Raw genomic sequence first — 23,719 nt, 5'->3', positions numbered from 1 at the left:
ATATTAAAAAAACCCCACTAATTTATAGCGGGGTTTTATTTAACTTACAAGAAGTTATAACTTAATGCTGTAATACCGAAATATCCGCAACTTTAGTGAACAGGTCACGAAGCTGAGTAAGCAGACGTAAACGGTTTGCTTTCAGTTCAGCATCATCCGCCATCACCATGACACCATCAAAGAACGCATCTACTGGTGCACGCAGGGCAGCCAATGCAGACAGCGCAGCAGTGTAGTCTTTGGCAGCAAATAACGGCTCAACCACAGGCGTGATTCTCGCAAGTTCAGCGAACAATGCTTTTTCAGCATCTTCAACCAGGTTTGCTTCAACAACTTGACCTTCAGGTGCAGCTTCTTTTGCAAGAATGTTTGCAACACGCTTGTTGGCGGAAGCCAAAGCAGCAGCTTCAGGTAATGCACGGAAGTGATTGACTGCATTTACACGCTTGTCAAAATCAAGCGGTGATTTTGGAGACAACGCTTGAACTGCTTGAATCACATCAACAGCAACGCCTTGGTCTTCGTATTTCGCACGGTAACGACCTTCAAGGAATGCAACCGCATCTGCCAAAGTCTTATCGTGATCTTTTAATACATCGCCATAGGCAGCAAGTGCTAGTTTGATCAAATCTTCAATTGAAACATCAAGCTCGTTTTCAGTCACAAGACGCAGAATACCAATCGCAGAACGACGCAGCGCAAACGGGTCTTTAGAACCTGTAGGCGCCTGACCAATACCGAAAATACCAGTGAGCGTATCTAAACGGTCTGCAAGGGCAATGGTTGTACCTGTTTTGGTCTTAGGTAAAACGTCACCAGCGAATTTAGGTAAATATTGCTCACCTAAAGACTCAGCCACTTCATCATTTTCGCCTTCAAGACGTGCGTAGTAAGTACCTGCAATGCCTTGAAGTTCTGGGAATTCACCCACAAGCTCAGAGGTTAAGTCACATTTTGCAAGAAGCGCAGCTTTTTCAGCATCAGCAGGGTTTGCACCTGTAATAGGCGCTAAAGCAACAGCCAATTTCGCAATACGTTCAGACTTGTTCCAAAGCGTACCTAATTCTGCCTGGAAGACCATGTTCGCCAATTTCTCTTTACGAGAAGCAAGTGGTTGTTTTTGGTCTTGTAAGAAGAAGAATTCAGCATCCGACAAACGTGGACGAACCACTTTCTCGTTACCTTCAATAATTTGTGTCGGGTCTTTCGACTCAATGTTTGACACAGTAATGAAGTACGGTTGAAGTTTATTATCGCTATTCACTAAGCAGAAGTACTTTTGGTTGTCCTGCATCGTAGTGATCAATGCTTCTTGAGGAACAGCTAGGAAGCGTTCTTCGAAGCTTGCACGAAGCGCAACAGGCCATTCAACCAGTGCAGTCACTTCGTCACGTAAATCCGCAGGTACAATCGCAATGGCATTGACTTCATCAGCAAGTGCTTTCACTTGACCATCAATGATTGCTTGACGCTCTTCAAAAGAAGCCACAACATGCGCTGCTTTTAACTTCGTAAGATATTCATCAGCATGTGCAAGGGTGATTGCTTCAGGTGCATGGAAACGGTGACCATAAGTCACATTACCTGCTTTGTGATCTTGAATGGTTGCATCAACCACATCGTTGTCTTTTAACAACACCACCCATTTTACAGGACGAACGAATTCAGTACGGCTTGCCGCAGAACGCATACGTTTTGCAATTGGAAGATTATCTAACGCATTTTGTAAAATTTGCGGTAAAAGCACATCAAGGCTTTGACCTTTCACGTCTTTTAAGTAACACACTTTCTCAACTTTACCGGCTTGGAAAGTAGAAACTTGATCAACCGTAATGCCTTGACCGCGCATAAAGCCTTCAAGCGCTTTCGTCGGTTTGCCTTCAGCATCATAAGCAGCTTGAACAGCAGGGCCGTCAAAACGTTTTTGCGTATCGACTTGAGCAGCATCGACATTTACGATTTTAAGTGCTAGACGACGTGGCGCTGCATAAGCTTCGATTGCGTCGAAAGCCAGACCTGCATCTTTTAAGCCCTTTTCAGTTTCAGCTTTTAAAGCATCACGTAATTTTTTCAGGCTTTTTGGTGGAAGTTCTTCACAGCCAAGTTCAAATAAAACTGTATGTTTAGACATTATTTGTTCTCCGCTGGTTTTTCTGCTTGAGCCGCTTCTGCTTCTACTTGAGCTTTAAGCTGAGCCAGGACTTCGTCACGTAGGTGAGGTTCTGCCATTGGGAAACCAAGTTTCGCACGTGCAGCCACATAGCTGGTCGCGATTGAACGTGCCAGAGTACGAACACGCAGGATATAACGCTGACGTTCAGTCACAGAAATTGCGCCACGTGCATCAAGCAGGTTAAAGCTATGCGATGCTTTTACCACTTGCTCATAGGCAGGAAGTGGCAGTTTCGCTTCGATTAAACGCGTTGCTTCAGCTTCATAGAAGTCGAACAGTTCAAACATTTTATCGACTGGTGCATATTCAAAGTTATAAGTCGATTGTTCTACTTCATTTTGATGGAACACATCGCCATAGGTCACTGTACCGAACTGACCTTTGGTCCAAACTAGATCGTAAACTGAATCAACGCCTTGCAAGTACATTGCCAGACGTTCCAGACCGTAAGTGATTTCGCCAGTTACCGGGTAGCATTCAACACCACCGACTTGCTGGAAGTACGTGAACTGAGTCACTTCCATACCGTTCAGCCAAACTTCCCAACCTAAGCCCCAAGCGCCAAGTGTTGGAGATTCCCAGTTATCTTCCACAAAACGGATGTCGTGAACTAAAGGATCAATACCGATGGCTTTTAAAGAATCCAGATAAAGCTGCTGGATATTGTCCGGGTTTGGCTTTAATACCACCTGGAACTGGTAATAGTGTTGCAAACGGTTCGGATTTTCACCATAACGGCCATCTTTCGGACGGCGTGATGGCTGAACATAAGCCGCGTTCCAGGTTTCAGGACCTAGCGCGCGAAGGAATGTTGCAGTGTGGAATGTCCCTGCACCCATTTCCATGTCGTAAGGTTGCAAAACGACGCAGCCTTGCTCCGCCCAGTAGTTTTGTAAGGCAAGAATTAAGCCTTGGAAGGTATCAATATGCGATATGGCGCGACTCATGGTCATCCACTTAAAATTAGAGAAAAATTGTGCTTGATTATAAGGATTTTGCGAAGGCGTGGCAAAGGTTATCCATGAATTGCCTGCGCCACTTTTTATTCGCCTGACGCAACTGCCTGTTCATGCGCACGCAGACTGAGAAAGATAAAAAATCCGATAGAGGGCAGGCTAAAGCAGGAAATCATGAATAGAGTACTGAGCAGATCATTGGAACTTAGGAAATAAGCCAGAATCAGCGTTGCCAGAATACCTACCAGCACAATACTGAAGATATGAAACTGCTGTAGATGGTGTAATACGAATAGACTGATACATAAAGGAATATAGATCAGGCAGAGATAGAACAGCAGCCCGAAAATGTACATGATCAGCATGAAAGTCACCATCGAGAGTAGAAGTGAGCTCGAAGTCATAGCCAGGAATAACAAGTGCAAGATCAGCAGCACGAACATCAAAGGGCCATAGAGTGAGGCTAAACCGAGTACAGGTGCCAGCAACAGTTGTACTGCAATTCCGGTTTTGGTTTGTTGTAAAGACTGGATTAGAAAATGCATCGTTTTTATTCTTGTTTGAGAGAAGAAAATACGCCGCTTAGGCGCGGTCCTGATTATAATTTTTTAGATAGAGCACCCTCAGCATAAGCAGAAAAACCAATGAGTAAAAGATATAAAATAAATACATCTTTAAAGCCAAGGGTTTTATAATGCCTGCACTCCCCAAAACAATAATTCAGGCCAACCGTGTTGCATAGTTCCTCAGAATGGCTGCAAAGCCTCAAGCCAAATTTTAAAATTCTCCCTGTCAAAGACCGTATCCTGTGTGGTTTAGGTGCATTGATCGGTCTGGCACTGTCGTCTTTAATCAGCCTGTGGGCACTGGGTGATTTTCAGGCGTGGTATATCGCGCCGATGGGTGCTTCGTCAGTATTACTGTTTGCCGTACCTGCCAGTCCGCTGGCCCAGCCGTGGAATATGGTGGTTGGAAATACTATTGCCGCGATCGTAGGGGTGAGCTGTAGTTTGCTGTTTCCCAGCCCGACCCTAGCATTCAGTCTGGCCGTAGCAATTGCGATTATATTGATGTTAAGCACCGATTCTCTGCATCCACCGAGTGGGGCGGTGGCGATTACAGCAGTACTGGGCGGCAATGCCATTCATGAGCTGGGCTATGCTTTTGTGTTCTATCCGGTCTTGCTGAACTCGGTACTGTTGATGGTGGTAGCGATTGTATTTAACCGGATATTGGGTAAGGCTTATCCGCAACAGCTGCAGATTAATACTCGTTCTAAAGATCCAACCCCGACCCAGAAAGTGACGATTCAGCCACAGGATATTCAGGCTGTACTTGATCAACAGACCCAGTTACTGGATATCAGTGAATATGATCTGCAAAAAATTATTCTGGAAGCACAGAGCAAGGCCAGTGAACGTGCTGACAGCCCATTCCTGTGTCAGGACATCATGAGTAAAGACGTTGCCAGCTTGCAGGAAAGTGATGATATCCGGCATGCCTTGGCGAAATTCCGACAGATGAACCTGATGAGTCTGCCGGTAGTGAATGCGGAAAAGAAACTGGTTGGAACTTTGGCGATGTATCAGCTGGTGGAATGGTTTGAGCGTGCTACCGACATTCGCAGTGGCTGGGAATCTGAAGTCGGACATATTATGAGCCGGAAGGTGGTGACTGTACAGCCAGGCCAGCCGATTCAGGACCTGGTGCCGTATTTCGTTGAGCGTTCCTTTAATTATATTCCGGTACTGGACGAAGGTCAGCTGGTCGGTATCATTAGCCGTGCTGACATGATTGCTGCTTTATATCAGGAGTTAAATCATTTCAAGCTGAGTGCCTGATCTGGACGGATGTAGATCTATCTTCGAAAATGAAAAAGCACGCCGTAGCGTGCTTTTTTAATCCATTCATCTTTAGAGAAAGAACCAGTAAATAAATAGCGATACCAGGAAAATACACATGATGTTGAGGACAAAGCCAACTTTCATCATTTCCGACTGCTGAATATAACCGGTACCAAAGACAATCGCATTCGGCGGTGTTGCTACAGGCAGCATGAAAGCACAGGATGCACCGATTCCAATCACAATCACCAGAATTTCTTTAGGCATTCCCATCTGATCGGCAATGGCGGCAAAGACCGGCACCAGTAGTGCAGCGGATGCGGTATTACTGGTAAATTCGGTCAGGAAAATAATGAAGGTTGCTACCACAAAGATAATCACTAAAGGTGAAGTATCACCAAAAGTATTTGCCAGAGTTTGCCCCAAGACCAGAGAGCTGCCTGAATCTTTTAAAATGGCACTCAAGGTCAGGCCGCCGCCAAACAGATAGAGCACGCCCCAGTCAGTATTCTCTGCAATCTGCTTCCAGGTTGCGGTACCTAAAATTGCCACCATACATGCGGCCAGAATCGCAATCCAAGTATCTGGCTGGCTGATTCCAAAGTTCTCGGTCAGCTTTTTACTGAAAATCCAAGCCAGGGCAGTACAGATAAATAGTAACATTGCTGCAATACGGCTGCGGGTCCAGGGAATATCTTCAGTGACAAACTGTACTTTGTGATTCAGCTTGGGACGCAGCACCAGATAAAGACTGATCAGCATCGCAGGCAAGATAATGAACATCATTGGCAAACCAATTTTCATCCAGTCTGCAAAGTCATAACCCAGCGCTTTGGCAGCAATGGCATTCGGTGGCGAACCTACGATTGTACCTAGACCACCAATACTGGCGGAGTAGGCAATCCCGAGCAGAATAAATACGAAGGTTTTACGTTCTTTCTCGACATCCAGATGCGAAAGTAAACCCAGCGCCAGCGGTAACATCATGGCTGCGGTAGCGGTATTGGAAATCCACATGGACAGGGCGGCAGTCACGGCAAAAATGGCCAATACTGAAATACCTAAATGTCCACCGGATAAGGAAATAATCCACATGGCAATTTTCTTGTCCAGCTTTTGGATATGCAGCGCCGTTGCCAGTGCAAAACCACCAAAAAACAGGAAAATAACCGGATCGGCAAAGGTGGTTAAAGCAGCTTGTGTGGTAATGGGTACCAGCGCATCGCCGTCGGCCATCGGCATGGCTAACAGTACTGCCAGTATGGGAATCAGCAGGGCAGTAATAGTGATATGAATTGCTTCTGTCAGCCATAAAATACCAATAAAAGCCAGCAGAGCCAGACCTTTGCTAGCATTCTGGTCATAAGGTAAAACCTGATACAGGATAAAGGCTACAATGGCCGCGATGATAATCAGGATCCATCCTTTCATTACGCCTTTGGGCATAACGTTGGTGGGGGTGGCAAGGTTTTGACTTGTCATACGCACACTCCTTGTTTTTATACAGCTAATTTTTATGAAGAATCTTTCTAATCATAAAGAGGTTTGATTACAAATTATACTAATTTAAAAAAAGATGATTTGAATGTTGTAATAATGCAGTACTCTGCCATAGAGCCTGTATGCCTAAAACCATCAGCAAACCTAAGACTAAAAATTTAAAATGCCGCTGTGACAGGCGATGACGGATTTTTCCGCCAATCCAGACGCCAATCAAAGCAAAAATGGTAATACCGATCAAAATGGATTGTTGTTGTGGATTAATCTGGATCAGGATTGGGAACAATAAAAGTAACTGGATCAGTTTACTGACAATAAAATTCAGGTTACTGATAATGACGATATCGGTCTTGCTGAGCTGGCTGCTGAGCAGATACATCATCAGGAAAGGAGCCATGGCATTGGTCGCTCCACCAATCACACCAGCCAATAAACCAAAACACACCATACTCAGAATATGCGGGTTGCTCTGAAAAGGTTTGGAGCGAAGCTGATCTAGTACATAAAATATAATTACTGTTCCTAGCAGCAGTTTGAGATAGCCTTCATTCAGCCATAGCAGCAGTTTGACTCCGAACAAACTGCCAATCAAGCTGCTTAAAATCAGTGGCCAATAATGTTTGAGATAATAGCGAATGCTCTGCAGCAGACTGTGCCGCGGATCAGCATTCAGCATCAACAGATTCAGGAGTAGGCAGGGGAAAATGACCAGTGTCACTGCCAGACTCAATGGATATTGGCTGGATAGTACCGCAGTACTCATCATCGGGAAGCCAAAACCACTCAACCCATGCAACAATGCTGCTACAGCACATAAGCACAGTACAATCCATTCAGCCTGTGTCATCCTGAATCCATTTCAAGGAGTTTTTAACTAAGTTATAGAGAAATCAGCCGGTTGACAAAGGCTAGAGAAATAATTTAACAATTTATTAAATCGCCTGAAGCAGGCAAAAAAAAGCTGTGGTCATTAGGGGAAATGCCACAGCGCAAAAGGGAATTACTATTTACTCTATAAAAAGGAAACTTACAGCGGATCTTTATTTACATCACGAATTGGTCGTTGATAGCCCGTAGACTGATGCGGCGTATGTTCAACCATAGCTTGTTTTTTTGGCATGATCAGCCAAAGTACAAGATAAACCAGGATACCTGGGAAAGCGGCACTCATTATAGAGATCACCACGAAAATCAGACGCAGTAAATTTGCATTCCAACCAAAACGTTCAGCAATACCACCCATCACACCTGCAATCATGTTCGAGCGGTTAGAGCGATATAAACCAACATTGGCCATTCAGGTCTCCTTAATAATTAAGATAAAAGAACAACGACGTTCCTCTTAAAATATGGAGCTAAGTCATTATTTTTAAAGTGTCTAAATACAATTTATTCGTAAATTTATGTAAACTGGGATTAAGTATTTTTCTCGGAATCTTTAACATGAAGACGAAGGTTCCTGAATTTAATAATAATCTCCTGCCTTTGATTTTATAAAAATGCTTGGCTGTTCATAATCTGGTTGAATTAAATGAAATTTAAGGTGTTTAAAGTTTTCAAGAGACTGGAGTATCAGCTCGGTGTGATATTGCTGGGTACACTCGGGCTGGTGGGGTGTGAGCGTCATTCGGGTAAACCGATCAGTGATACTGAACTTGAGTTGCACCATAAAGAGGAGGTGGCTGTTTCTCTCGCTAATCAAGCGCTAGATGAAAGTACTCAAGCCAAGAAACTGACTGATATTGCTGGTCATGCCACTTTCAGAGAGGAAGATGGCTTTAATGGGCAGCCTATTCCAGATTATGCGGTTGACTTCGTTGGACGCTATTACACGGAAGTCAGTTGTAATGATGATGGTTTTTCTCCCTGCAAAAATGGCAAGGCAATGTTTATTCTCACCCTTGCCCCGAATGGTCTGGTATATCGCAGTATCTTGCAACATGGTCAGCTATTTACCTTCCAAAACAAGATGGCGACACCTTATTCAACCTATCGTAAAGACCGTTGGGAATTGAATCCCACTCGTAAGGAGCTGGTGGTCTACCGTAAAGAGGGCCTGGTTTTGTATTATACTGTCAAAGACAATACCAAGCTGGTGATGAATATTGCAAAAACCCAGCAAGAAAATCGTCAAGAGCTGATGGATCGACATTATGTGCTGCCACGTATATCTTATGAACTGGTAAAAGATATTGATAATCAATCCCCTTCGCCACAATAAGGCGAGGGTAGACTAAGAAAACTCACAAAAATCCTGATGCGTTGAAATAGCCCAGATACAGATAAAAAATTATAAGACGATTGAAAGAAAACTGTAGCTTGGTGGTGGTATAGGACTTGAAACCACGCCTCATAGTTTAAAAAGCTCTTGTTCTAGCAACTAGACGAATAACGCACAAATATATCTAAAATAATCCCAGCATATTTTAAAATGAAGAGAGCAAGAATTCAGAAAATACAAATCAAAGCCGTGATCGGTTGATGATCTTGATTGGAATATACAGGTGTTATGATCTTCGCAGAATAGAAGAAGAATGGTGGGTCGTCCGCGACTCGAACGCGGGACCAACGGATTAAAAGTCCGCTGCTCTACCAACTGAGCTAACGACCCTGAGGAGTAGAAATGATGAAGATCATTTTTACGACGCAAGATTTGGTAATTGCGCTATCCCGAAGGATAAGATGGTGGGTCGTCCGCGACTCGAACGCGGGACCAACGGATTAAAAGTCCGCTGCTCTACCAACTGAGCTAACGACCCATATCATTTGATGGAGCGTATTGTAGCAAGATATGAAATCAGCGCAAGTAAAAAATAACAAAGTTGCCCATGTTTGATTATAAATACAACAAATTGAATTTATATACACAAAAAATAGGCAACTTCAGCACTTAGAAGCGATATTGATAGGCCTGGATGTTGGTAAAAACTTCTTCCGTTACATCGCAATAAGCATCCGCTCCCGGCAAGCACACCAGTAACCGCTCATTAGTCTTGCTTGGATCAAATGCTTGCTCTTTCAATTTATTTTTCTGGTATTTAAAAGTACCCGTGGTTTCGACCTGTTGCTGTATACGCAGAAATACCGGAACCGAATAAGCAGGCAGACATTTCTTAAAACAGCTCAACATCTCTTTCAGATCAGTATCGTTCAGTTCAGCTTCCGGTTTCAGTGTAATGGCTGCCATACCAGCACGACCATTGGTGTTTGGAATTTCTACCCCATATACCACTGCCTCTACAATCTTGTCATACTCGGTCAGCATGTTTTCCACTTCGGTCGTCGATACATTTTCACCTTTCCAGCGGAAAGTATCCCCCAAACGGTCGACAAACTGCGCATGACGGAAACCGATGTCGCGGACCAGGTCGCCGGTATTGAAATAGGCATCACCTTTGCAGAACACATCTTTCATAATGACAGACTTATTCTTTTCCGGATCGGTATAGCCATCAAATGGCGAACGACGGGTAATTTTACCAATCAACAGACCTGTTGTGCTTTTTTTGACGCGTTTACAGTGACCTTTGGCATCACGTACCGGCTCGTTTTTGTCTTTATCGAATTCAACAATCGCGTAGGGAGTTGGGGAGAAGCCGACAGTATTGTCAAAATTGAACACATTGCTGAAACCGACATTGCCTTCACTGGATGCATATAGTTCAAGTACTTCTTCAATACCGAAACGGTTTTTGAACTTATCCCAGATATTTGGACGCATACCGTTACCGATCATTTTCTTGACGCGGTGACCTTTTTCCAACTCTGAAGAAGGTGCATCCATCAGGTAACGGCAAAGTTCCCCGACATACCCGATTGCAGACGCATCAAATTTTTGTACATCTTTCCAGAATGAAGAGGTCGAGAATTTACGGCGAATTGCAAACGTCCCTGCACCGGCAATCACACCACACCAGCATACCACCATACCGGTCGCATGATACAGTGGCAGGGTGCAGTACATCACATCCTCTGTACCCAAGTTAAGCACATGACCATAGGTGCCATAAGCAAGGGTCCAGCGGCTATTGGTAAAGATTACGGCTTTCGGTAGACCAGTAGTGCCGGAAGTATAGATGTAGAACAGACCATCTTTACCTTGCACAATATGTGTTGTTGATGGATTGAATTTCGGGAAAGTATCAATGACTTCAGCAAGATTGATAAAACCTTCAGGTGCCTGACCAGGATTTTGCTGTGTAGGCTGATCGGCAAACCAGTGGAAACGGTCCGCCGCGATATTTAGTTCATCACGGATCTCGGCAATCGCGGCGTGACATTCATCACCCACAATTACTGCAATCGGTTTGACCAGATTAATGCTATGTGCCAGCACCTTACCGACCTGTGAGGTATTCAGCAGGGCGATGGTCACGCCAAGCTTGGCCAGACCAATCACGCTGGCGAGCATTTCCGGACGGTTCTCGACCATCAGGGCAACGACATCACCTTTTTTCGCACCTAGCGACAGGTAGTAATGTGCAATCTGGTTAGCCCAGCCATTCAGTTCTGTATAGCTAAAGCTCTGGTCTTCAAAACGCAGTGCAATACCTTCCGGGTTGCGCTGTACCGCTTTTTCAAAAGCGAGACCCAAACCTGCAGCAGTATTCGGGGTACGTAAATAAGCCTGCCTAAGTCCATTGACCAAGTTCGGCACTTTTTTCAGGAAAGCGGGGATTTTGGCTGCGACATCAGCAATACCAATCAGATCATGTTGTGTGGTTTGGCTCATGGGAATCCTATTTTTTTTACGTATCCGATACGTGCACTGAATATGCAATAACTGTCCGTTGTAGTTTTAATGGTTGATTTAAAGAGTAATCAACCTAATTTGACAAAATCTAGCAAAAAAAACCTAGTCACCGAAATGACTAGGTTTTTTTAAGTTACTGCAATTGGGCGAATTATGACTCAGTTGCAGTATTGGCTTTCTTCGGTGGACGGCCACGTGGGCGACGTGGACGGGCAGGAGATTTCTCTGCTTTTTCCGCTTCTGTTTCCACTGTTTCTGCTTTTGCTTCAGTTGCTTCAGCAGCATTTTCAGCGGCTGATGCTTCTTCTTCAGCGGCAGCAACTGGTGCTTTAGCTGTAACAGGTGCATTTTCAGGCTGTTCTGTAGCTTCTGGCTCAGTTTGAGCTGCTGTTACTGCAGTCTCGGGTTGATCAGCAACTAAAGGTTTAACAGGCTCATCAGTTCTTAGAACTTCAATCGTTTCAGCTTGTTGTGCTGCCACCGCCTGAGCTTCAGCAGCGGGTTCAGTCGGTTTTTCTTCCGGTTGAGCTGCCTGTTTTGCTTGTACAAGTGCCTGTTCCGCAGCAAGTTTTGCCAGACGACGACGCTCGCGAGGATCGTTAGCTACACGCTTTTCTGACACAGGTTTTGGTGGAGTCAGATCCAGTACTGGAGCGGGTTCTGGTTCAGGCTGAGCCTTATTCACTTCCACATCACGCGTCACCGGTTTTTTCTCGGCAGTCACTGCTACAACAACAGTTTCATTGTATTGCTGCGTGAACTTGTCCAGTGCACGGTTGAAGGTCGCCATCAGGCCGAACTGCTCAATCAGTACTGAACAGTCTTCACCGTACACCTGACGGATCAGGCTGCCTACGGTGTACTGACCAAGTGTCGGTACTTGTGAAGGACGAAGCTGAGCGGCCTGAGCCTGCTGACCTTGTGCCGCACGACGGTCACGACGACGTTGACGTGGGTCATTGCTGGCACGAGACTTTTCAGCTTTCGGCGTTACTTGTTCAAGCGCTGCTGCTGGAGCAGGGGCTTCAGTCAGATCAACCGCTTCAGTTTTCTCTTCCAGTTTTGCTGCCATCGTTGCTATGGCTGGTGCCTTTTCAGGTGCAGTTTCTTCAGTCGGAGTAGCCACTACAGGTGCTGTACCGTTCAGCGCTACGATTTCACTTTGGCCTTGATCGACATTCACCATCATAGCCGTTGGTGTAACGTCCTGACGCGGTGCATCAATCAGCTCTACGCGTACTTGACGTTCATTAGCTGCTGGAGCTTCAACTTGAACAGGTGCTTGAGGAGCAGCCGGTTGCTCATTCAGTACGCTTTGATCGCGGTGACGATTTGGGCGTTCTGGACGTTGCTGGTTGCGACGGTCACGACGTGGTACAGCATGTTGCTGTTCAGCTTGAGCATCCTGGTTGTGCTCTTGCTGATGGCGCGGGTTCTTGCGCTTTTGCTCACGTTGTTCTTGACGCTGTTCCTGGCGAGACAACTGAACCACTTCTTCATGCACTTGTTGCGGTGCATTGTCATGTTGTTGCGGCTCGCGTTGCTCTTTGTGCTTGTTGTTGCGCTGTTTTTTATGGCTGCGTTGTGATTTTTCTTCACGTTCAGCTTTTTCAGCCTGATCACGCTCTGGCTTGTGTGCCACAGTTGATGGTGCAAGGTAAGCATTGCTGGTTGGTGTAGCAGCTGGTTGTGGGACATGCTGCGGAGTCTGCTGTGCAACAGGTGATGCAACCTGGCCGAATTGACCACGGCTGACTGCGCCATTATTTACCAGCTGTTCAATCGCAGCAGCTGCATTATTGGCAGTGCGAGATTGATCCACAGTTGCAGCCTGTTTTTGTACAAACAGGTTTTCTAACCATGCACATGGGCTGGCAGCAGGTGCAGCAACTTGGGCAGGTGCCTGTTGGGCAACCGGCGCTTGCTGTGCAGTCTGGTTCTGATTTTGCTGGTTTTGATGTTGATTATTACGGCGTTTATTGTTTCTGCCGTTGTTTTGTTGCTGAGCAGGCGCTGGTGCGGCAGCAGGCGCATTTTGTTCTTCTTCTAAATGCCACTCAGAAGACTCATAACCCAGTTCTTTTTCGCTTGAACGTGTTGCTTCAGTGCGTTCATAGCTCGTCGGTGCAAAACCTTCAGGATTATAAGAAATCTCGTAATGCGGTGTTTCCAGGTGCGGGTGCGGCAATACAGTCACACGTGTACTTGAAGTCTGTTCCAGGTAAACCAGGCTGTGACGCTTTTCATTCAATAAGAATGCTGCAATTTCAACAGGTACTTCAACCTGAACTTCACCATGACGTTCACGCAGAGCAATTTCTTCCACTTTACGCATGATTGAAAGTGATAAAGAACGCAGGTCACGCACCATACCTGTGCCATGACAGCGTGGGCAGACATAGCCCGTGGCTTCTTCAAGTGAAGGACGTAAGCGTTGACGGCTCATTTCCATCAGGCCAAAACGTGACAATTGACCAAACTGAATACGTGCGCGGTCACTTTGGGTTGCTTCACGCAGTTTTGCTTCAACCATGCGCTGGTTGCGGTCTTTGGTCATATCGATAAAGTCGATCACGACTAAGCCACCAATATCACGTAAACGTAACTGGCGTGCAATTTCTTCAGCAGCTTCAAGGTTGGTATTTAACGCGGTATCTTCAACATCCTGACCACGAGTCGATTTTGCCGAGTTGATGTCGATTGACACCAATGCTTCAGTCTGGTCAATCACGATTGAACCACCTGAAGGAAGTTTTACTTCGCGCTCATAAGCCGTTTGGATCTGGCTTTCGATACCGAAGTGCGCAAATAATGGCTCATTTAAAGTATAGGTTTTCAGCTTGTCTAACTGACGTGGCATGACCGCTTTTACGAAGTTATAGGCTTCATTATAGGCTTGTTCAGAGTCAATCAGAATTTCAGCAACGTCGTCACGTAAATAATCACGGATCGCACGAGTTACTACGCCTGCTTCCTGATGAACCAGCATTGGTGATGGACCAGAGCTTGCAGTGCTTTGAATTTGAGCCCAAAGGTCTAACAAGTGCTGTAAGTCGAGTTGCAATTCTTCTTGTGAACGACCGATCCCGGCAGTACGCACAATCACGCTCATGCCGCGAGGTACATTTAAAGACGCCAGCATCTCTTTCAGTTCTTCACGGACTGAACCCGAAATCTGACGGCTGATCCCCCCACCTTTCGGATTGTTTGGCATCAATACCAGATAACGACCAGCAAGAGAAATGAAAGTAGAAAGGGCAGCACCTTTATTGCCACGTTCTTCTTTTTCTACCTGAACCAGAAGCTCGGTGCCTTCAGTGATCAGTTCGCGGATATTCGAAGTTTGGCGAGGATCTGCTTTGTAGTAAGTATTGGCAATTTCACGCATCGACAAGAAACCTTGACGACCCGCACCGTATTCAACAAATACAGCTTCTAAAGAAGGTTCTACGCGAGTCACGTGACCTTTATAGATATTAGATTTCTTTTGTTCACGGGTACGATTCTCTAAATCGAAATCGTAAAGACGCTGACCAGTGACAAGTGCAACGCGAATCTCTTCGGCATGTGTTGCATTAATCAACATACGTTTCATGGGTGTAACACCTTATAGTGATACACAGCAAAAAATCGCTATACACGTAGCGAACATCACACATCACGGATCAATGGCTCAAATCTGCAATGAATTTCATTGTGGTTTGAGTCTTTTATTCCCAGCGTCTATTTTGATATAGATCAGCTTTGGTTTTGATTCACGTATTGATGATGGCAATACGGCTTCAATCTTTAAACGATTAAAGTCACCTGAACGCTTCACTGGCGGACGAGCGGTGCATTGGATGTGAGTAACTTTCACTGTCACATTGCTCGAAGATCATCCCTTCTTTGTAGATAGAGTGTCTTGATACGGAATTATCGTCGTACCTTTACAAACTGTGCAGATCCAATGCATCAAACGCTGTAGCCTGAAGTCGTCTTCAGGGTGCGACTAATCTGATGTGTATCAGTTTACGTTTAAAAGCCAACTAGGTTGGCGACATATTTTTTCAGACAAACTGATTTATGTACCTGAGGTACAATTAAACGCAACAGTTTGCTTTTTTGCCGATATAATAAGCCTTCGGCGTCGGCATAATTCTTTTGGGACCTTCCCGTATTATGTGAGGGTTTAATTGAATGATCATGTACAGAAATAAATCTGTCATGCACCAACTTTTACTCACAAACGATGGTTTCCGTGCGCTGACTATATCAAACCTTGAATCATCTGCCTATGGGCTAAGCTTATGTTTCTTGTGTAAAGCATAGCCTAAGTGGTCATTTATTAATCAATTTCAATCAATTTTTAGGTCATAGTAACTGTATGAATTCTACGCAACAATGGCAAAACGTCACGTGGTTTGAGGTGGATGAGCACCAAGATGGACAGCGAATCGATAATTTCCTGTTTAGCCGTCTGAAAGGTGTACCAAAAAGCCGCATCTATCGTTTGATTCGTGAAGGCCAAGTTCGCGTTAATAAAAAACGAATTAAGGCAGAAACTAAACTGGCCATTGGTGACCAAATCCGTGTGGCACCGATACGTTATGAACAAAAAGATGAATCTGCTGCACCGGTTTCTGACAAGGTCGCTCAAGGTCTGTTGGCACGTGTAATCTATGAAGATGAAGGCTTGATGGTTGTCAATAAACCTTCCGGGATTGCGGTACATGGCGGTAGCGGTGTGGCCTATGGCCTGATCGAAGGTCTGCGTGCTGCAACGGATAAAAAATACTTGGAGCTGATTCATCGTATTGACCGTGATACATCCGGTCTGGTGATGATCTCGAAAAAACGTAGTGTGCTTAAAACCCTGCAAGATTTATTACGTGAACATAAAATTAAAAAAACTTATGCGGCAGTCGTGAAAGGGCAAGTAAGTCTGGATAAGCAACTTATTGATGCACCTTTACACCGTTATGAGCTGTCTAATGGTGAACGTCGTGTCCGTGTTTCTAAAGAAGGTAAGGATTCGAAAACCCAGTGGAATGTAGCAGAACGCTTTATGCATGCCACACTGGTCTATGCATCGCCATTGTCAGGTCGTACCCATCAGATTCGTGTACATGGTTTAAGCATTGGTCATCCGCTGGTGGGTGATGAAAAGTATGGTCATGAGACGGAGTATCGTGGGCCAAAACCACGCCGTTTATGTTTGCATGCCATGCGTCTGGAGATTCCGGGTTATCCGACCATTGAGGCACCTTTACCTGAAGATATGCAGAGTCTGGTTGCACAGCTTCGCGCGCAAAAGGCGGATAAGGTAGTCACACCTGCGGAAGATGATGAGTAAGTTAAACTTCTTATGTCTCTTTATTTATGACGATTTAGAGGCTAGGTTTCTCATCTAAATAGATGACAGGCGACATGGATGTCGCCGTTACTCTGTGGCATAGGGAAGTGCCATCAGAGTAACAAAGGATTTTTGCTACTTTTCATCCTTGAAAAGTAGATAATACCTATGCGAAAAGTAGCTGCTTATTGAAGTCAATTGTGGTGATGAATTAATTTAATACGTCTCTCCCTTGTGCAGCAGTGCTGCTCTTCTCCTGATAGGAGAGGACTCTAAAAGCTGAATCAAATCTAGGAAATCTTTATGAACTCACCTGTAAAACTGGTCATTTTTGATTGGGATGGCACTTTGTTTGATTCAGTTGGTCAAATTGTGGCTAGCCTGCAGTTTGCCGCGCAGCAATTTAATCAACCGCTGACCGATGCTAATGCCAAAAGCATTATCGGTTTAGGTCTGCCGGAAGTCGCACAACGATTATTCCCAGCTGTGCCAGAATTGCATGCGGATATTTTGCAGGCTTATTCAGAACATTATGTAGCGAACTCTGTTGAGGATGCCTGGTTTGAAGGTGTATCTGAGATGCTATACGCATTAAAAGATCAAGGGATTAAACTGGCTGTCGCTACAGGTAAAAGCCGTAAAGGGTTGGACCGTGTATTAAAGCAGACCAATAGTCTGGAACTCTTTCATGCGACTCGTGCTGCCAGTGAAACGCGTTCTAAACCAGATCCTTTAATGTTGGCTGAAATCCTGGCAGAAACTGGTATACATGCCCATGAAGCGATTATGGTGGGAGATACCTCTTATGACCTGGAAATGGCGCTGAATATTGTCATGCCAAGTGTAGGCGTAAGTTATGGTGTGCATACGTCAGAGACTTTAGCGAAGTTTAATCCGCTATCGATTGTAAATGATGTCAGCAGCTTACATGAGTTTTTATTGGCTAAAGTCCAATGGAAGGAAGCGATTTAATTCAGTATGCTGGGTTTTATCAAATGACAGACAATTTATACAGTTTAAATGTCTGTCATTGAATTAAATTCGCGCATTTAGTCTAATCTTTTAGTCTAAAGCTGCAAACTTGATCAATTTGAACGACCAAAATTGTTGAGAATTTTACTCGGGATTTTTCTATTAAAAATAATCAAATTATTGTTTTATATGAATTAACATAAGAAATATTTATAGCTATTAGCTATAGCGAAAAATAAAATAACTATTGGCATTCATTCATTAATTTTCCGATTCTTAGACTGTTTATTTTTATGCTCTTTTCAGAATCCGCCACTTTCCAAATTGCAGAACGTTTTTTGCTCTTGGTCTGGCTCGGTTCTGGATTCCAGTATAAACCTCATTTTTGCAGTTTAAGGAAACATCGATGTCGAATTCTGCTGTTGTTGAATCGGTTGCACAGGCATTACGTGCTGCTGAACTCTCGCAAACCGCGATTGCACCTATCCGTCCACAATTGGGTGGCGAAAGTGCAGATGTAGATATCGCATATGCAGTTCAAGAAGTGAATACTGTTCGTGCTTTGTCTGAAGGTCGTCGTTTAGTTGGTCGTAAAATTGGCTTAACGTCTAAAGTCGTACAAGCACAGCTTGGCGTAGATCAACCAGACTTCGGTATGTTGTTTGCGGATATGGCGTATGGCGATGGTGAAGCGATTCCTGCAGGCCTTTTGATTCAACCTAAAGTTGAAGCAGAAATCGCATTGGTGATCAAAGAAGATTTAACCAAAGAAAAACATACTTACGCAGACATTATCAGTGCAACTGACTATGCACTTCCTGCAGTCGAAGTGGTTGATAGCCGTATCGAAAACTGGAAAATCAGTTTAATCGACACCGTTGCAGATAACGCATCTTCAGCGGCTTTTGTATTGGGTTCACGTCCTGTGATACTCGACAACCTTGACCTTGTAAATTGCAAAATGACCATGACTCGCGCAGGTGAAGTGGTGTCTCAAGGCATAGGTAAAGCATGTCTTGCAAACCCGTTGAATGCCGCAGTTTGGTTGGCTGACGAAATGGTACGTCGTGGCCGCCCATTGCTTGCAGGTGACATCATTTTAACGGGTGCGCTTGGTCCAATGGTTGTCGCAAATGCAGGCGACGAATTTGTCGTTGAGATTGAAGGCTTTGGTTCAGTAACAGCTGCTTTTGCTGCTGAATAATCGAATATTGAGAGTACATTCATGAAAAAGATTAAATGTGCAATGATCGGTCCAGGTAATATTGGTACGGATTTGCTTTACAAGTTACAACGCAGCGAATGGTTAGAACCAGTATGGATGGTGGGTATTGACCCAACTTCTGAAGGTCTTGCGCGTGCAGCGAAAATGGGTTTAAAAACTACTGCTGAAGGTGTAGATGGTCTTCTTCCTCACGTTCTTGAAGATGACATCAAAATTGCATTCGATGCAACGTCTGCCTACGTTCATGCTGAAAACAGCCGCAAGTTAAATGAACTTGGCGTGCTCATGATTGACTTAACGCCTGCAGCGATTGGTCCATTCTGCGTACCACCAGTGAACCTTGAAGCATTGCTTGCAGCTGGCGAAGTGCCAAACGTTAACATGGTAACGTGTGGTGGTCAGGCAACAATTCCAATGGTTGCTGCAGTATCTCGCGTTCAACCTGTTGAATACGGTGAAATCATTGCAACTGTATCAACAAAGTCAGTTGGTCCTGGTACGCGTAAAAACATTGATGAGTTTACACGTACAACTGCAGGCGCAATTGAGAAAGTTGGCGGTGCGAAACAAGGTAAAGCGATCATCATCATTAACCCTGCTGAGCCACCATTGATGATGCGTGACACTGTTCACTGTCTAGTAGAAGGTGAACCAGATCAAGCGGCGATCACTGAATCAGTACACGCAATGATTAAAGAGGTTCAAAAATATGTACCAGGTTACAAATTAGTAAACGGTCCTATTTTTGACGGTAACCGTGTTTCAATCTTCTTAGAAGTAGAAGGTCTTGGTGACTTCTTGCCGAAATATGCAGGTAACTTAGACATCATGACAGCAGCAGCTGCACGTACTGCAGAAATGTTCGCTGAACACGTATTCAACAAAGAAGAAGCTTAAGGAGCAACCACATGTCTAAGATTATTGTTCATGATATGACTTTGCGTGATGGTATGCACCCGCAGCGCCATCAAACCACCGTTGAGCAAATGATTGCGATTTCAACAGCACTTGATGATGCCGGCGTACCTTTAATTGAAGTGACTCACGGTGACGGTCTTGGTGGTTCATCAGTAAACTACGGTTTCGCTGCTGCAACGGATGAAGAATACCTGTCTGCTGTTGTGCCACGTATGAAAAATGCAAAAGTTTCTGCATTACTTCTACCTGGTATCGGTACGGTTGACCATTTAAAAATGGCACATGAAATTGGTGTTTCTACCATTCGTGTGGCGACGCATTGTACTGAAGCGGATTGTTCGGAACAGCACATTACCGCTGCACGTAAATTAGAAATGGATACAGTGGGCTTCTTGATGTTAGCTCACATGGCTTCACCTGAAAAATTGCTTGAAGAAGCAAACAAGATGGTGTCTTACGGTGCAAACTGTATCTATGTGACTGACTCTGCGGGTTACATGCTTCCTCAAGATGTGATCGACCGCGTAGGTCACTTACGTCAACACTTGGACCCAAGTATCGAGCTAGGTTTCCACGGTCACCACAACTTAGGTATGGGTGTATCGAATACGGTTGCTGCTGTTCAAGCAGGTGCGGTACGTGTTGACTTGGCATCTGCGGGTCTTGGTGCTGGTGCGGGTAATACGCCACTTGAATTGTTCATCGCTGTGGCTAACCGTATGGGTATGGACACTGGCGTTGACTTGTTCAAAGTACAAGACGTTGCTGAAGACCTGGTGATTCCAATGATGCACAACCCAATTCGTGCAGACCGTGATGCGGCAACTTTAGGTTATGCGGGTGTTTACTCTTCATTCTTATTGTTCGCGAAACGTGCTGAAGCGAAATATGGCGTTTCTGCGCGTGAAATCCTGATGGAACTTGGTCGCCGTGGTACGGTTGGTGGTCAAGAAGACATGATCGAAGACTTGGCATTAACAATGGCGAAAGCACGTGAGCTTCAAGCTTAATTGTTAAAACGCAAGTTTTAAAAAAGCGTCCGAAAGGGCGCTTTTTTTATTTTTAAATTTAAAAATATTTAAGCAACACAATTAAAAATAAATTTAGAAATAACTTATGTATGCTGTCATACATAAATATTTGAACTGCAAAATAAATCCATTGAATTAAATAGCTATCATATTTTTTATAAATATAACTTATAGTTTTTAAATATTATAAAAAGCCTTAAACGTAAAAACGATTAAAAAATAGATTTTAAAGAGTTTATATATTTTTTAATATTGAATTTGAAATATAGAACAAAGAGTTATTTTCATTGTTTAGTAAAATAATAAAAAATATCTAAGATTTTAAAAATATTAAAGAAATGATAAATATATTCAAATAAATTCAGAAAAATAATTGGGATCAAAAAGTTAATACTGTGGTCGGATTTTAAATAAATACGTTGTTCAGCATGATGCAGCCATTACTTCTTATGTTGGTTAAGGACAAAGAAAATGCGTCGTCATAATTTAATGATAGCAATGATTGCTGCAACAGCGACTTTAGGGACAACAGCTGCTCAAGCTGATTTTATTGACGACAGTAACGTTCAATTAAAATTTAAGAATTTTTATTTAGAACGTAATTATGATAATGAATCTCAAAAAAACTATGGTAACTGGACGCAAGCGGTAACACTAGATGCTAAGTCTGGTTATCACGATATCGGTGGTGGGGTTCAGGTAGGTGCCGATGTATTAGCACAATATGCCGTAGGTTTGAAATCTCCTGATAATGTGAATGATATTCACATGCCATATAGCAACAAAGATCAGAAGACTGAACGTGATAATGCCAAGTTGGGCATAACCTTAAAAGCAAAAGTTGGTCAAACTGAATTGAAAGTAGGTGACTTACAACCCATGTCACCAGTGGTGTTCTTTGATCCATCTCGTCAATTGCTAACGACCTATAGTGGCGCATGGTTAGAATCTAAAGATATCAAAGACACTAAACTGACCTTGGCTTATATTGATGGTATTAATGCGCGTTATGATAATCAATATCAAAATTTAACGCTGTTCCCGCAAAATGATTTTGCTAAAGCTGAAGCTGCAGGTCTATCCACTGATGACGGTATGTATATCGTAGGAATCGACCATCAATTCACACCTAAATTTACTGGTAGCTATTGGTATGCCGATGTGACCAATATCTATAAACAGCATTATGTAGCTACAGACTATAAAACAACTGTCGGTGAAAAGACTAAGCTCGATGGACACGTTCGCTACTTTGATAACAGTGAATCTGGTGACAAACTTTATGGCAATATCGATAGCCAGGCGGTTTCTGCAGGCCTAAAAGTAAATCAGGGTGCTCATACAGTTCATTTGGGCTATCAACAAATGTTTGGTGATCATGGTACGAGAGCCACTATGTTCCCGACTCTGGGCGGATGGGTTCCACAACCATATTTAGACAACTGGTCTGTAGCAAGTTTTATTCGTAAAGACGAAAAATCATGGAGTCTCGGTTATACCTATGACTTCTCAGAGCTGGGTGCGAAAGGTTTAACTGCAACTTTACGTCATTTTGAAGGATGGGACGTAGATAATGGTGCTGGCAATGAGCGTGGTAGGGAAGATGAAAACAATGTAATTGTTAATTATGTTGTTCCTGAAGGTAAATTAAAAGGCTTAGGTCTCCAATACATGTTCATCGATACCAACTATGACAATATTGCAGGTGGCTTTGATTTGCAGGAACATCGTATTGCAACAACTTATACCTATAAATTCTAAAATTGAGAATTTAAAAGAGCGGTATACCAATACCGCTCTTTTTTATGTCATTTTGAAATTTAAAACCCGAATATTTATAAGGAATTATTTTAAAAATAGTTATACAAAACAATATCTTAAATTATATATTTTTTATAGTATGCAATCGTAATTTTGTATCAGTTGAGCTGTGCTAAGCGGTTAATATAAAGCTGTAAAAATTCATTTTTTAAAGAGTCAACTTGCCGTCGACCTCTGAATAGATGGACACGCAAGCTAAAGACTGTACGAGGAATCAACATGAGCACTGTTCAAATCCCTGATTATAAAACAGATCCATTCTTTGGCTTAGAAGACAAATGGATTGAAACTGCAGAAGGTGAGTTGACTCACTACCACGAAATTGGTGAAGGTACACCAATTCTATTCCTTCATGGTTCTGGTACTGGCGTATCTGCTGCTGCAAACTGGTGGTTGAACCTGCCTGCAATTGGTGAGCAAGCACGTTGTATCGCAATTGACACGATTGGTTATGGTCAAACTGTTGTTGCACCTAACACTGCTTATGGTATCCGTGCCTGGGTTGATCACGCGATCCGTACTCTAGATGCTCTTGGCATTGAAAAAACCTGGTTGGTAGGTAACTCTTTAGGTGGCTGGTTGGCATTCCAATTGGCACTGGATTATCCAGAGCGTGTTTTAGGTATTGTATCTATGGGTACCGGCGGTGCAAAACAGACTGCTGCACTGAAAGCACATGCAAATCCAGTATTGACCGAAGAAGGTATCAAAAAGACACTTTCTATGTTCGTTGTGAACAAAGACCTGATTACTGATGAATTGGTGAAAGTACGTTTTGCTTCTGCTGCAAATGACTATGCATCAAACCGTTTGATGGATGTTGTAGGGGCACGTGACCGTGACCGTTTCGAATTCCCGTTAGACTTCGAAAAGATGAAAGACATCACTGTTCCTGTACTTTTGATTCACGGTACTCAAGACGTGGTGATTCCAGTTTCTCGTACTTGGGACATCCTGAACATCGTGCCAAATGCTGATGCACATATTTTCAGCCAATGTGGCCACTGGTCTCAAGTTGAAAAAGCAGATGAGTTCAATACTGTCATTAAAAACTACCTGGCTGTTCACGGCGTAAAATAAGTCGTAGCTCGGTGAAAAAGGATGGCTGAAGCCATCCTTTTTTTATACTTAAAAAGATAAAATTAAATGCATTCAATGAGGGTGATTCTCATTAACCACTGATTTAGATTT

At 43.7% G+C, this 23,719-nt stretch carries 17 protein-coding genes and 2 tRNA genes; 9 read left to right on the top strand and 10 right to left on the bottom strand.

The window, feature by feature from the left end; genetic code table 11:
- Positions 1 to 61: 61 nt before the first annotated feature.
- The 3 genes from glyS to C8322_RS10430 form a co-directional block, all read right to left on the bottom strand.
- Entirely contained in the window at positions 62 to 2,131 is a 2,070-nt protein-coding gene (gene glyS / locus C8322_RS10440) for a glycine--tRNA ligase subunit beta (RefSeq protein WP_004813403.1), read from the bottom strand.
- On the bottom strand, positions 2,131 to 3,120 hold the full coding sequence (gene glyQ, locus C8322_RS10435) for a glycine--tRNA ligase subunit alpha (protein ID WP_004813401.1): 990 nt from the start codon (positions 3,118 to 3,120) through the stop codon (positions 2,131 to 2,133). The genes glyS and glyQ overlap by 1 nt, the downstream gene beginning before the upstream one ends.
- Positions 3,121 to 3,215: 95 nt before the next feature.
- Positions 3,216 to 3,674 carry a hypothetical protein gene (locus C8322_RS10430; RefSeq protein WP_005220808.1) on the bottom strand — a complete coding sequence of 153 codons (459 nt, stop codon included), beginning with the start codon at positions 3,672 to 3,674 and terminating at the stop codon, positions 3,216 to 3,218.
- A gap of 186 nt (positions 3,675 to 3,860) precedes the next feature.
- Here C8322_RS10430 and C8322_RS10425 point away from each other — a divergent pair, with 186 nt between their 5' ends.
- Entirely contained in the window at positions 3,861 to 4,970 is a 1,110-nt protein-coding gene (locus C8322_RS10425) for an HPP family protein (protein ID WP_111810591.1), read from the top strand.
- Between the two features lie 72 nt (positions 4,971 to 5,042).
- Here C8322_RS10425 and C8322_RS10420 read toward each other — a convergent pair whose 3' ends face one another.
- The 3 genes from C8322_RS10420 to C8322_RS10410 form a co-directional block, all read right to left on the bottom strand.
- Entirely contained in the window at positions 5,043 to 6,455 is a 1,413-nt protein-coding gene (locus tag C8322_RS10420) for an SLC13 family permease (protein ID WP_004813395.1), read from the bottom strand.
- A gap of 79 nt (positions 6,456 to 6,534) precedes the next feature.
- Entirely contained in the window at positions 6,535 to 7,320 is a 786-nt protein-coding gene (locus tag C8322_RS10415; RefSeq protein ID WP_008303377.1) for a sulfite exporter TauE/SafE family protein, read from the bottom strand.
- 180 nt (positions 7,321 to 7,500) lie between these two features.
- Entirely contained in the window at positions 7,501 to 7,770 is a 270-nt protein-coding gene (locus C8322_RS10410) for a PspC domain-containing protein (protein ID WP_004813390.1), read from the bottom strand.
- 234 nt (positions 7,771 to 8,004) lie between these two features.
- Between C8322_RS10410 and C8322_RS10405 the strand changes: the two genes are divergently transcribed.
- Positions 8,005 to 8,694: a hypothetical protein gene (locus C8322_RS10405; RefSeq protein ID WP_111810590.1), complete on the top strand. Its 690-nt coding sequence runs from the start codon at positions 8,005 to 8,007 to the stop codon at positions 8,692 to 8,694.
- A gap of 314 nt (positions 8,695 to 9,008) precedes the next feature.
- On the opposite strand, the gene C8322_RS10400 is transcribed toward C8322_RS10405, so the two are convergent.
- The 4 genes from C8322_RS10400 to C8322_RS10385 all read right to left on the bottom strand — a co-directional run bounded on the left by C8322_RS10400 (position 9,009) and on the right by C8322_RS10385 (position 14,821).
- Positions 9,009 to 9,084 (bottom strand) — tRNA-Lys (locus C8322_RS10400).
- Between the two features lie 72 nt (positions 9,085 to 9,156).
- Positions 9,157 to 9,232: transfer RNA gene (locus C8322_RS10395), tRNA-Lys, on the bottom strand.
- A gap of 131 nt (positions 9,233 to 9,363) precedes the next feature.
- The gene (locus tag C8322_RS10390; protein WP_111810589.1) at positions 9,364 to 11,205 is read right to left on the bottom strand and encodes a long-chain-acyl-CoA synthetase; all 1,842 of its coding nucleotides are present in this window, start codon (positions 11,203 to 11,205) and stop codon (positions 9,364 to 9,366) included.
- A 172-nt stretch (positions 11,206 to 11,377) separates the two neighbouring features.
- Positions 11,378 to 14,821 (bottom strand): Rne/Rng family ribonuclease, encoded by a 3,444-nt coding sequence (locus C8322_RS10385; protein WP_004813384.1) that lies wholly within the window; start codon positions 14,819 to 14,821, stop codon positions 11,378 to 11,380.
- Positions 14,822 to 15,592: 771 nt separating this feature from the next.
- Here C8322_RS10385 and C8322_RS10375 point away from each other — a divergent pair.
- The 7 genes from C8322_RS10375 to C8322_RS10345 all read left to right on the top strand — a co-directional run bounded on the left by C8322_RS10375 (position 15,593) and on the right by C8322_RS10345 (position 23,608).
- Positions 15,593 to 16,561: an RluA family pseudouridine synthase gene (locus tag C8322_RS10375; RefSeq protein ID WP_004813383.1), complete on the top strand. Its 969-nt coding sequence runs from the start codon at positions 15,593 to 15,595 to the stop codon at positions 16,559 to 16,561.
- Between the two features lie 303 nt (positions 16,562 to 16,864).
- On the top strand, positions 16,865 to 17,533 hold the full coding sequence (locus C8322_RS10370; protein ID WP_004813381.1) for an HAD-IA family hydrolase: 669 nt from the start codon (positions 16,865 to 16,867) through the stop codon (positions 17,531 to 17,533).
- A 406-nt stretch (positions 17,534 to 17,939) separates the two neighbouring features.
- Positions 17,940 to 18,737 carry a 2-keto-4-pentenoate hydratase gene (locus tag C8322_RS10365; RefSeq protein ID WP_004813379.1) on the top strand — a complete coding sequence of 266 codons (798 nt, stop codon included), beginning with the start codon at positions 17,940 to 17,942 and terminating at the stop codon, positions 18,735 to 18,737.
- Between the two features lie 21 nt (positions 18,738 to 18,758).
- On the top strand, positions 18,759 to 19,655 hold the full coding sequence (locus C8322_RS10360) for an acetaldehyde dehydrogenase (acetylating) (protein WP_004729408.1): 897 nt from the start codon (positions 18,759 to 18,761) through the stop codon (positions 19,653 to 19,655).
- An 11-nt stretch (positions 19,656 to 19,666) separates the two neighbouring features.
- A complete protein-coding gene (gene dmpG / locus C8322_RS10355) occupies positions 19,667 to 20,686 on the top strand; it encodes a 4-hydroxy-2-oxovalerate aldolase (protein ID WP_004813375.1) in 1,020 nt (339 codons plus the stop codon).
- Between the two features lie 492 nt (positions 20,687 to 21,178).
- On the top strand, positions 21,179 to 22,468 hold the full coding sequence (locus tag C8322_RS10350; RefSeq protein ID WP_111810588.1) for an OprD family outer membrane porin: 1,290 nt from the start codon (positions 21,179 to 21,181) through the stop codon (positions 22,466 to 22,468).
- A gap of 279 nt (positions 22,469 to 22,747) precedes the next feature.
- Positions 22,748 to 23,608, top strand: coding sequence for an alpha/beta fold hydrolase (locus C8322_RS10345; protein WP_004813371.1), 861 nt, complete (start codon positions 22,748 to 22,750; stop codon positions 23,606 to 23,608).
- The last annotated feature ends 111 nt before the right edge of the window (positions 23,609 to 23,719 follow it).

It is taken from the genome of Acinetobacter sp. SM1B, assembly GCF_003289665.1.
Classification (GTDB): domain Bacteria; phylum Pseudomonadota; class Gammaproteobacteria; order Pseudomonadales; family Moraxellaceae; genus Acinetobacter; species Acinetobacter schindleri.
Note: the sequence above shows the minus strand (reverse complement) of the source record. Positions and strands in the feature narration are given on the sequence as shown.

Bases quoted from the DNA above. Each gene is read 5' to 3' on its own strand.
- glyS (WP_004813403.1), bottom strand. From the start codon at position 2,131: ATGTCTAAACATACAGTTTTATTTGAACTTGGCTGTGAAGAACTTCCA.
- glyQ (WP_004813401.1), bottom strand. From the start codon at position 3,120: ATGAGTCGCGCCATATCGCATATTGATACCTTCCAAGGCTTAATTCTT.
- C8322_RS10430 (WP_005220808.1), bottom strand. From the start codon at position 3,674: ATGCATTTTCTAATCCAGTCTTTACAACAAACCAAAACCGGAATTGCA.
- C8322_RS10420 (WP_004813395.1), bottom strand. From the start codon at position 6,455: ATGACAAGTCAAAACCTTGCCACCCCCACCAACGTTATGCCCAAAGGC.
- C8322_RS10415 (WP_008303377.1), bottom strand. From the start codon at position 7,320: ATGACACAGGCTGAATGGATTGTACTGTGCTTATGTGCTGTAGCAGCA.
- C8322_RS10410 (WP_004813390.1), bottom strand. From the start codon at position 7,770: ATGGCCAATGTTGGTTTATATCGCTCTAACCGCTCGAACATGATTGCA.
- C8322_RS10405 (WP_111810590.1), top strand. From the start codon at position 8,005: ATGAAATTTAAGGTGTTTAAAGTTTTCAAGAGACTGGAGTATCAGCTC.
- C8322_RS10390 (WP_111810589.1), bottom strand. From the start codon at position 11,205: ATGAGCCAAACCACACAACATGATCTGATTGGTATTGCTGATGTCGCA.
- C8322_RS10385 (WP_004813384.1), bottom strand. From the start codon at position 14,821: ATGAAACGTATGTTGATTAATGCAACACATGCCGAAGAGATTCGCGTT.
- C8322_RS10375 (WP_004813383.1), top strand. From the start codon at position 15,593: ATGAATTCTACGCAACAATGGCAAAACGTCACGTGGTTTGAGGTGGAT.
- C8322_RS10370 (WP_004813381.1), top strand. From the start codon at position 16,865: ATGAACTCACCTGTAAAACTGGTCATTTTTGATTGGGATGGCACTTTG.
- C8322_RS10365 (WP_004813379.1), top strand. From the start codon at position 17,940: ATGTCGAATTCTGCTGTTGTTGAATCGGTTGCACAGGCATTACGTGCT.
- C8322_RS10360 (WP_004729408.1), top strand. From the start codon at position 18,759: ATGAAAAAGATTAAATGTGCAATGATCGGTCCAGGTAATATTGGTACG.
- dmpG (WP_004813375.1), top strand. From the start codon at position 19,667: ATGTCTAAGATTATTGTTCATGATATGACTTTGCGTGATGGTATGCAC.
- C8322_RS10350 (WP_111810588.1), top strand. From the start codon at position 21,179: ATGCGTCGTCATAATTTAATGATAGCAATGATTGCTGCAACAGCGACT.
- C8322_RS10345 (WP_004813371.1), top strand. From the start codon at position 22,748: ATGAGCACTGTTCAAATCCCTGATTATAAAACAGATCCATTCTTTGGC.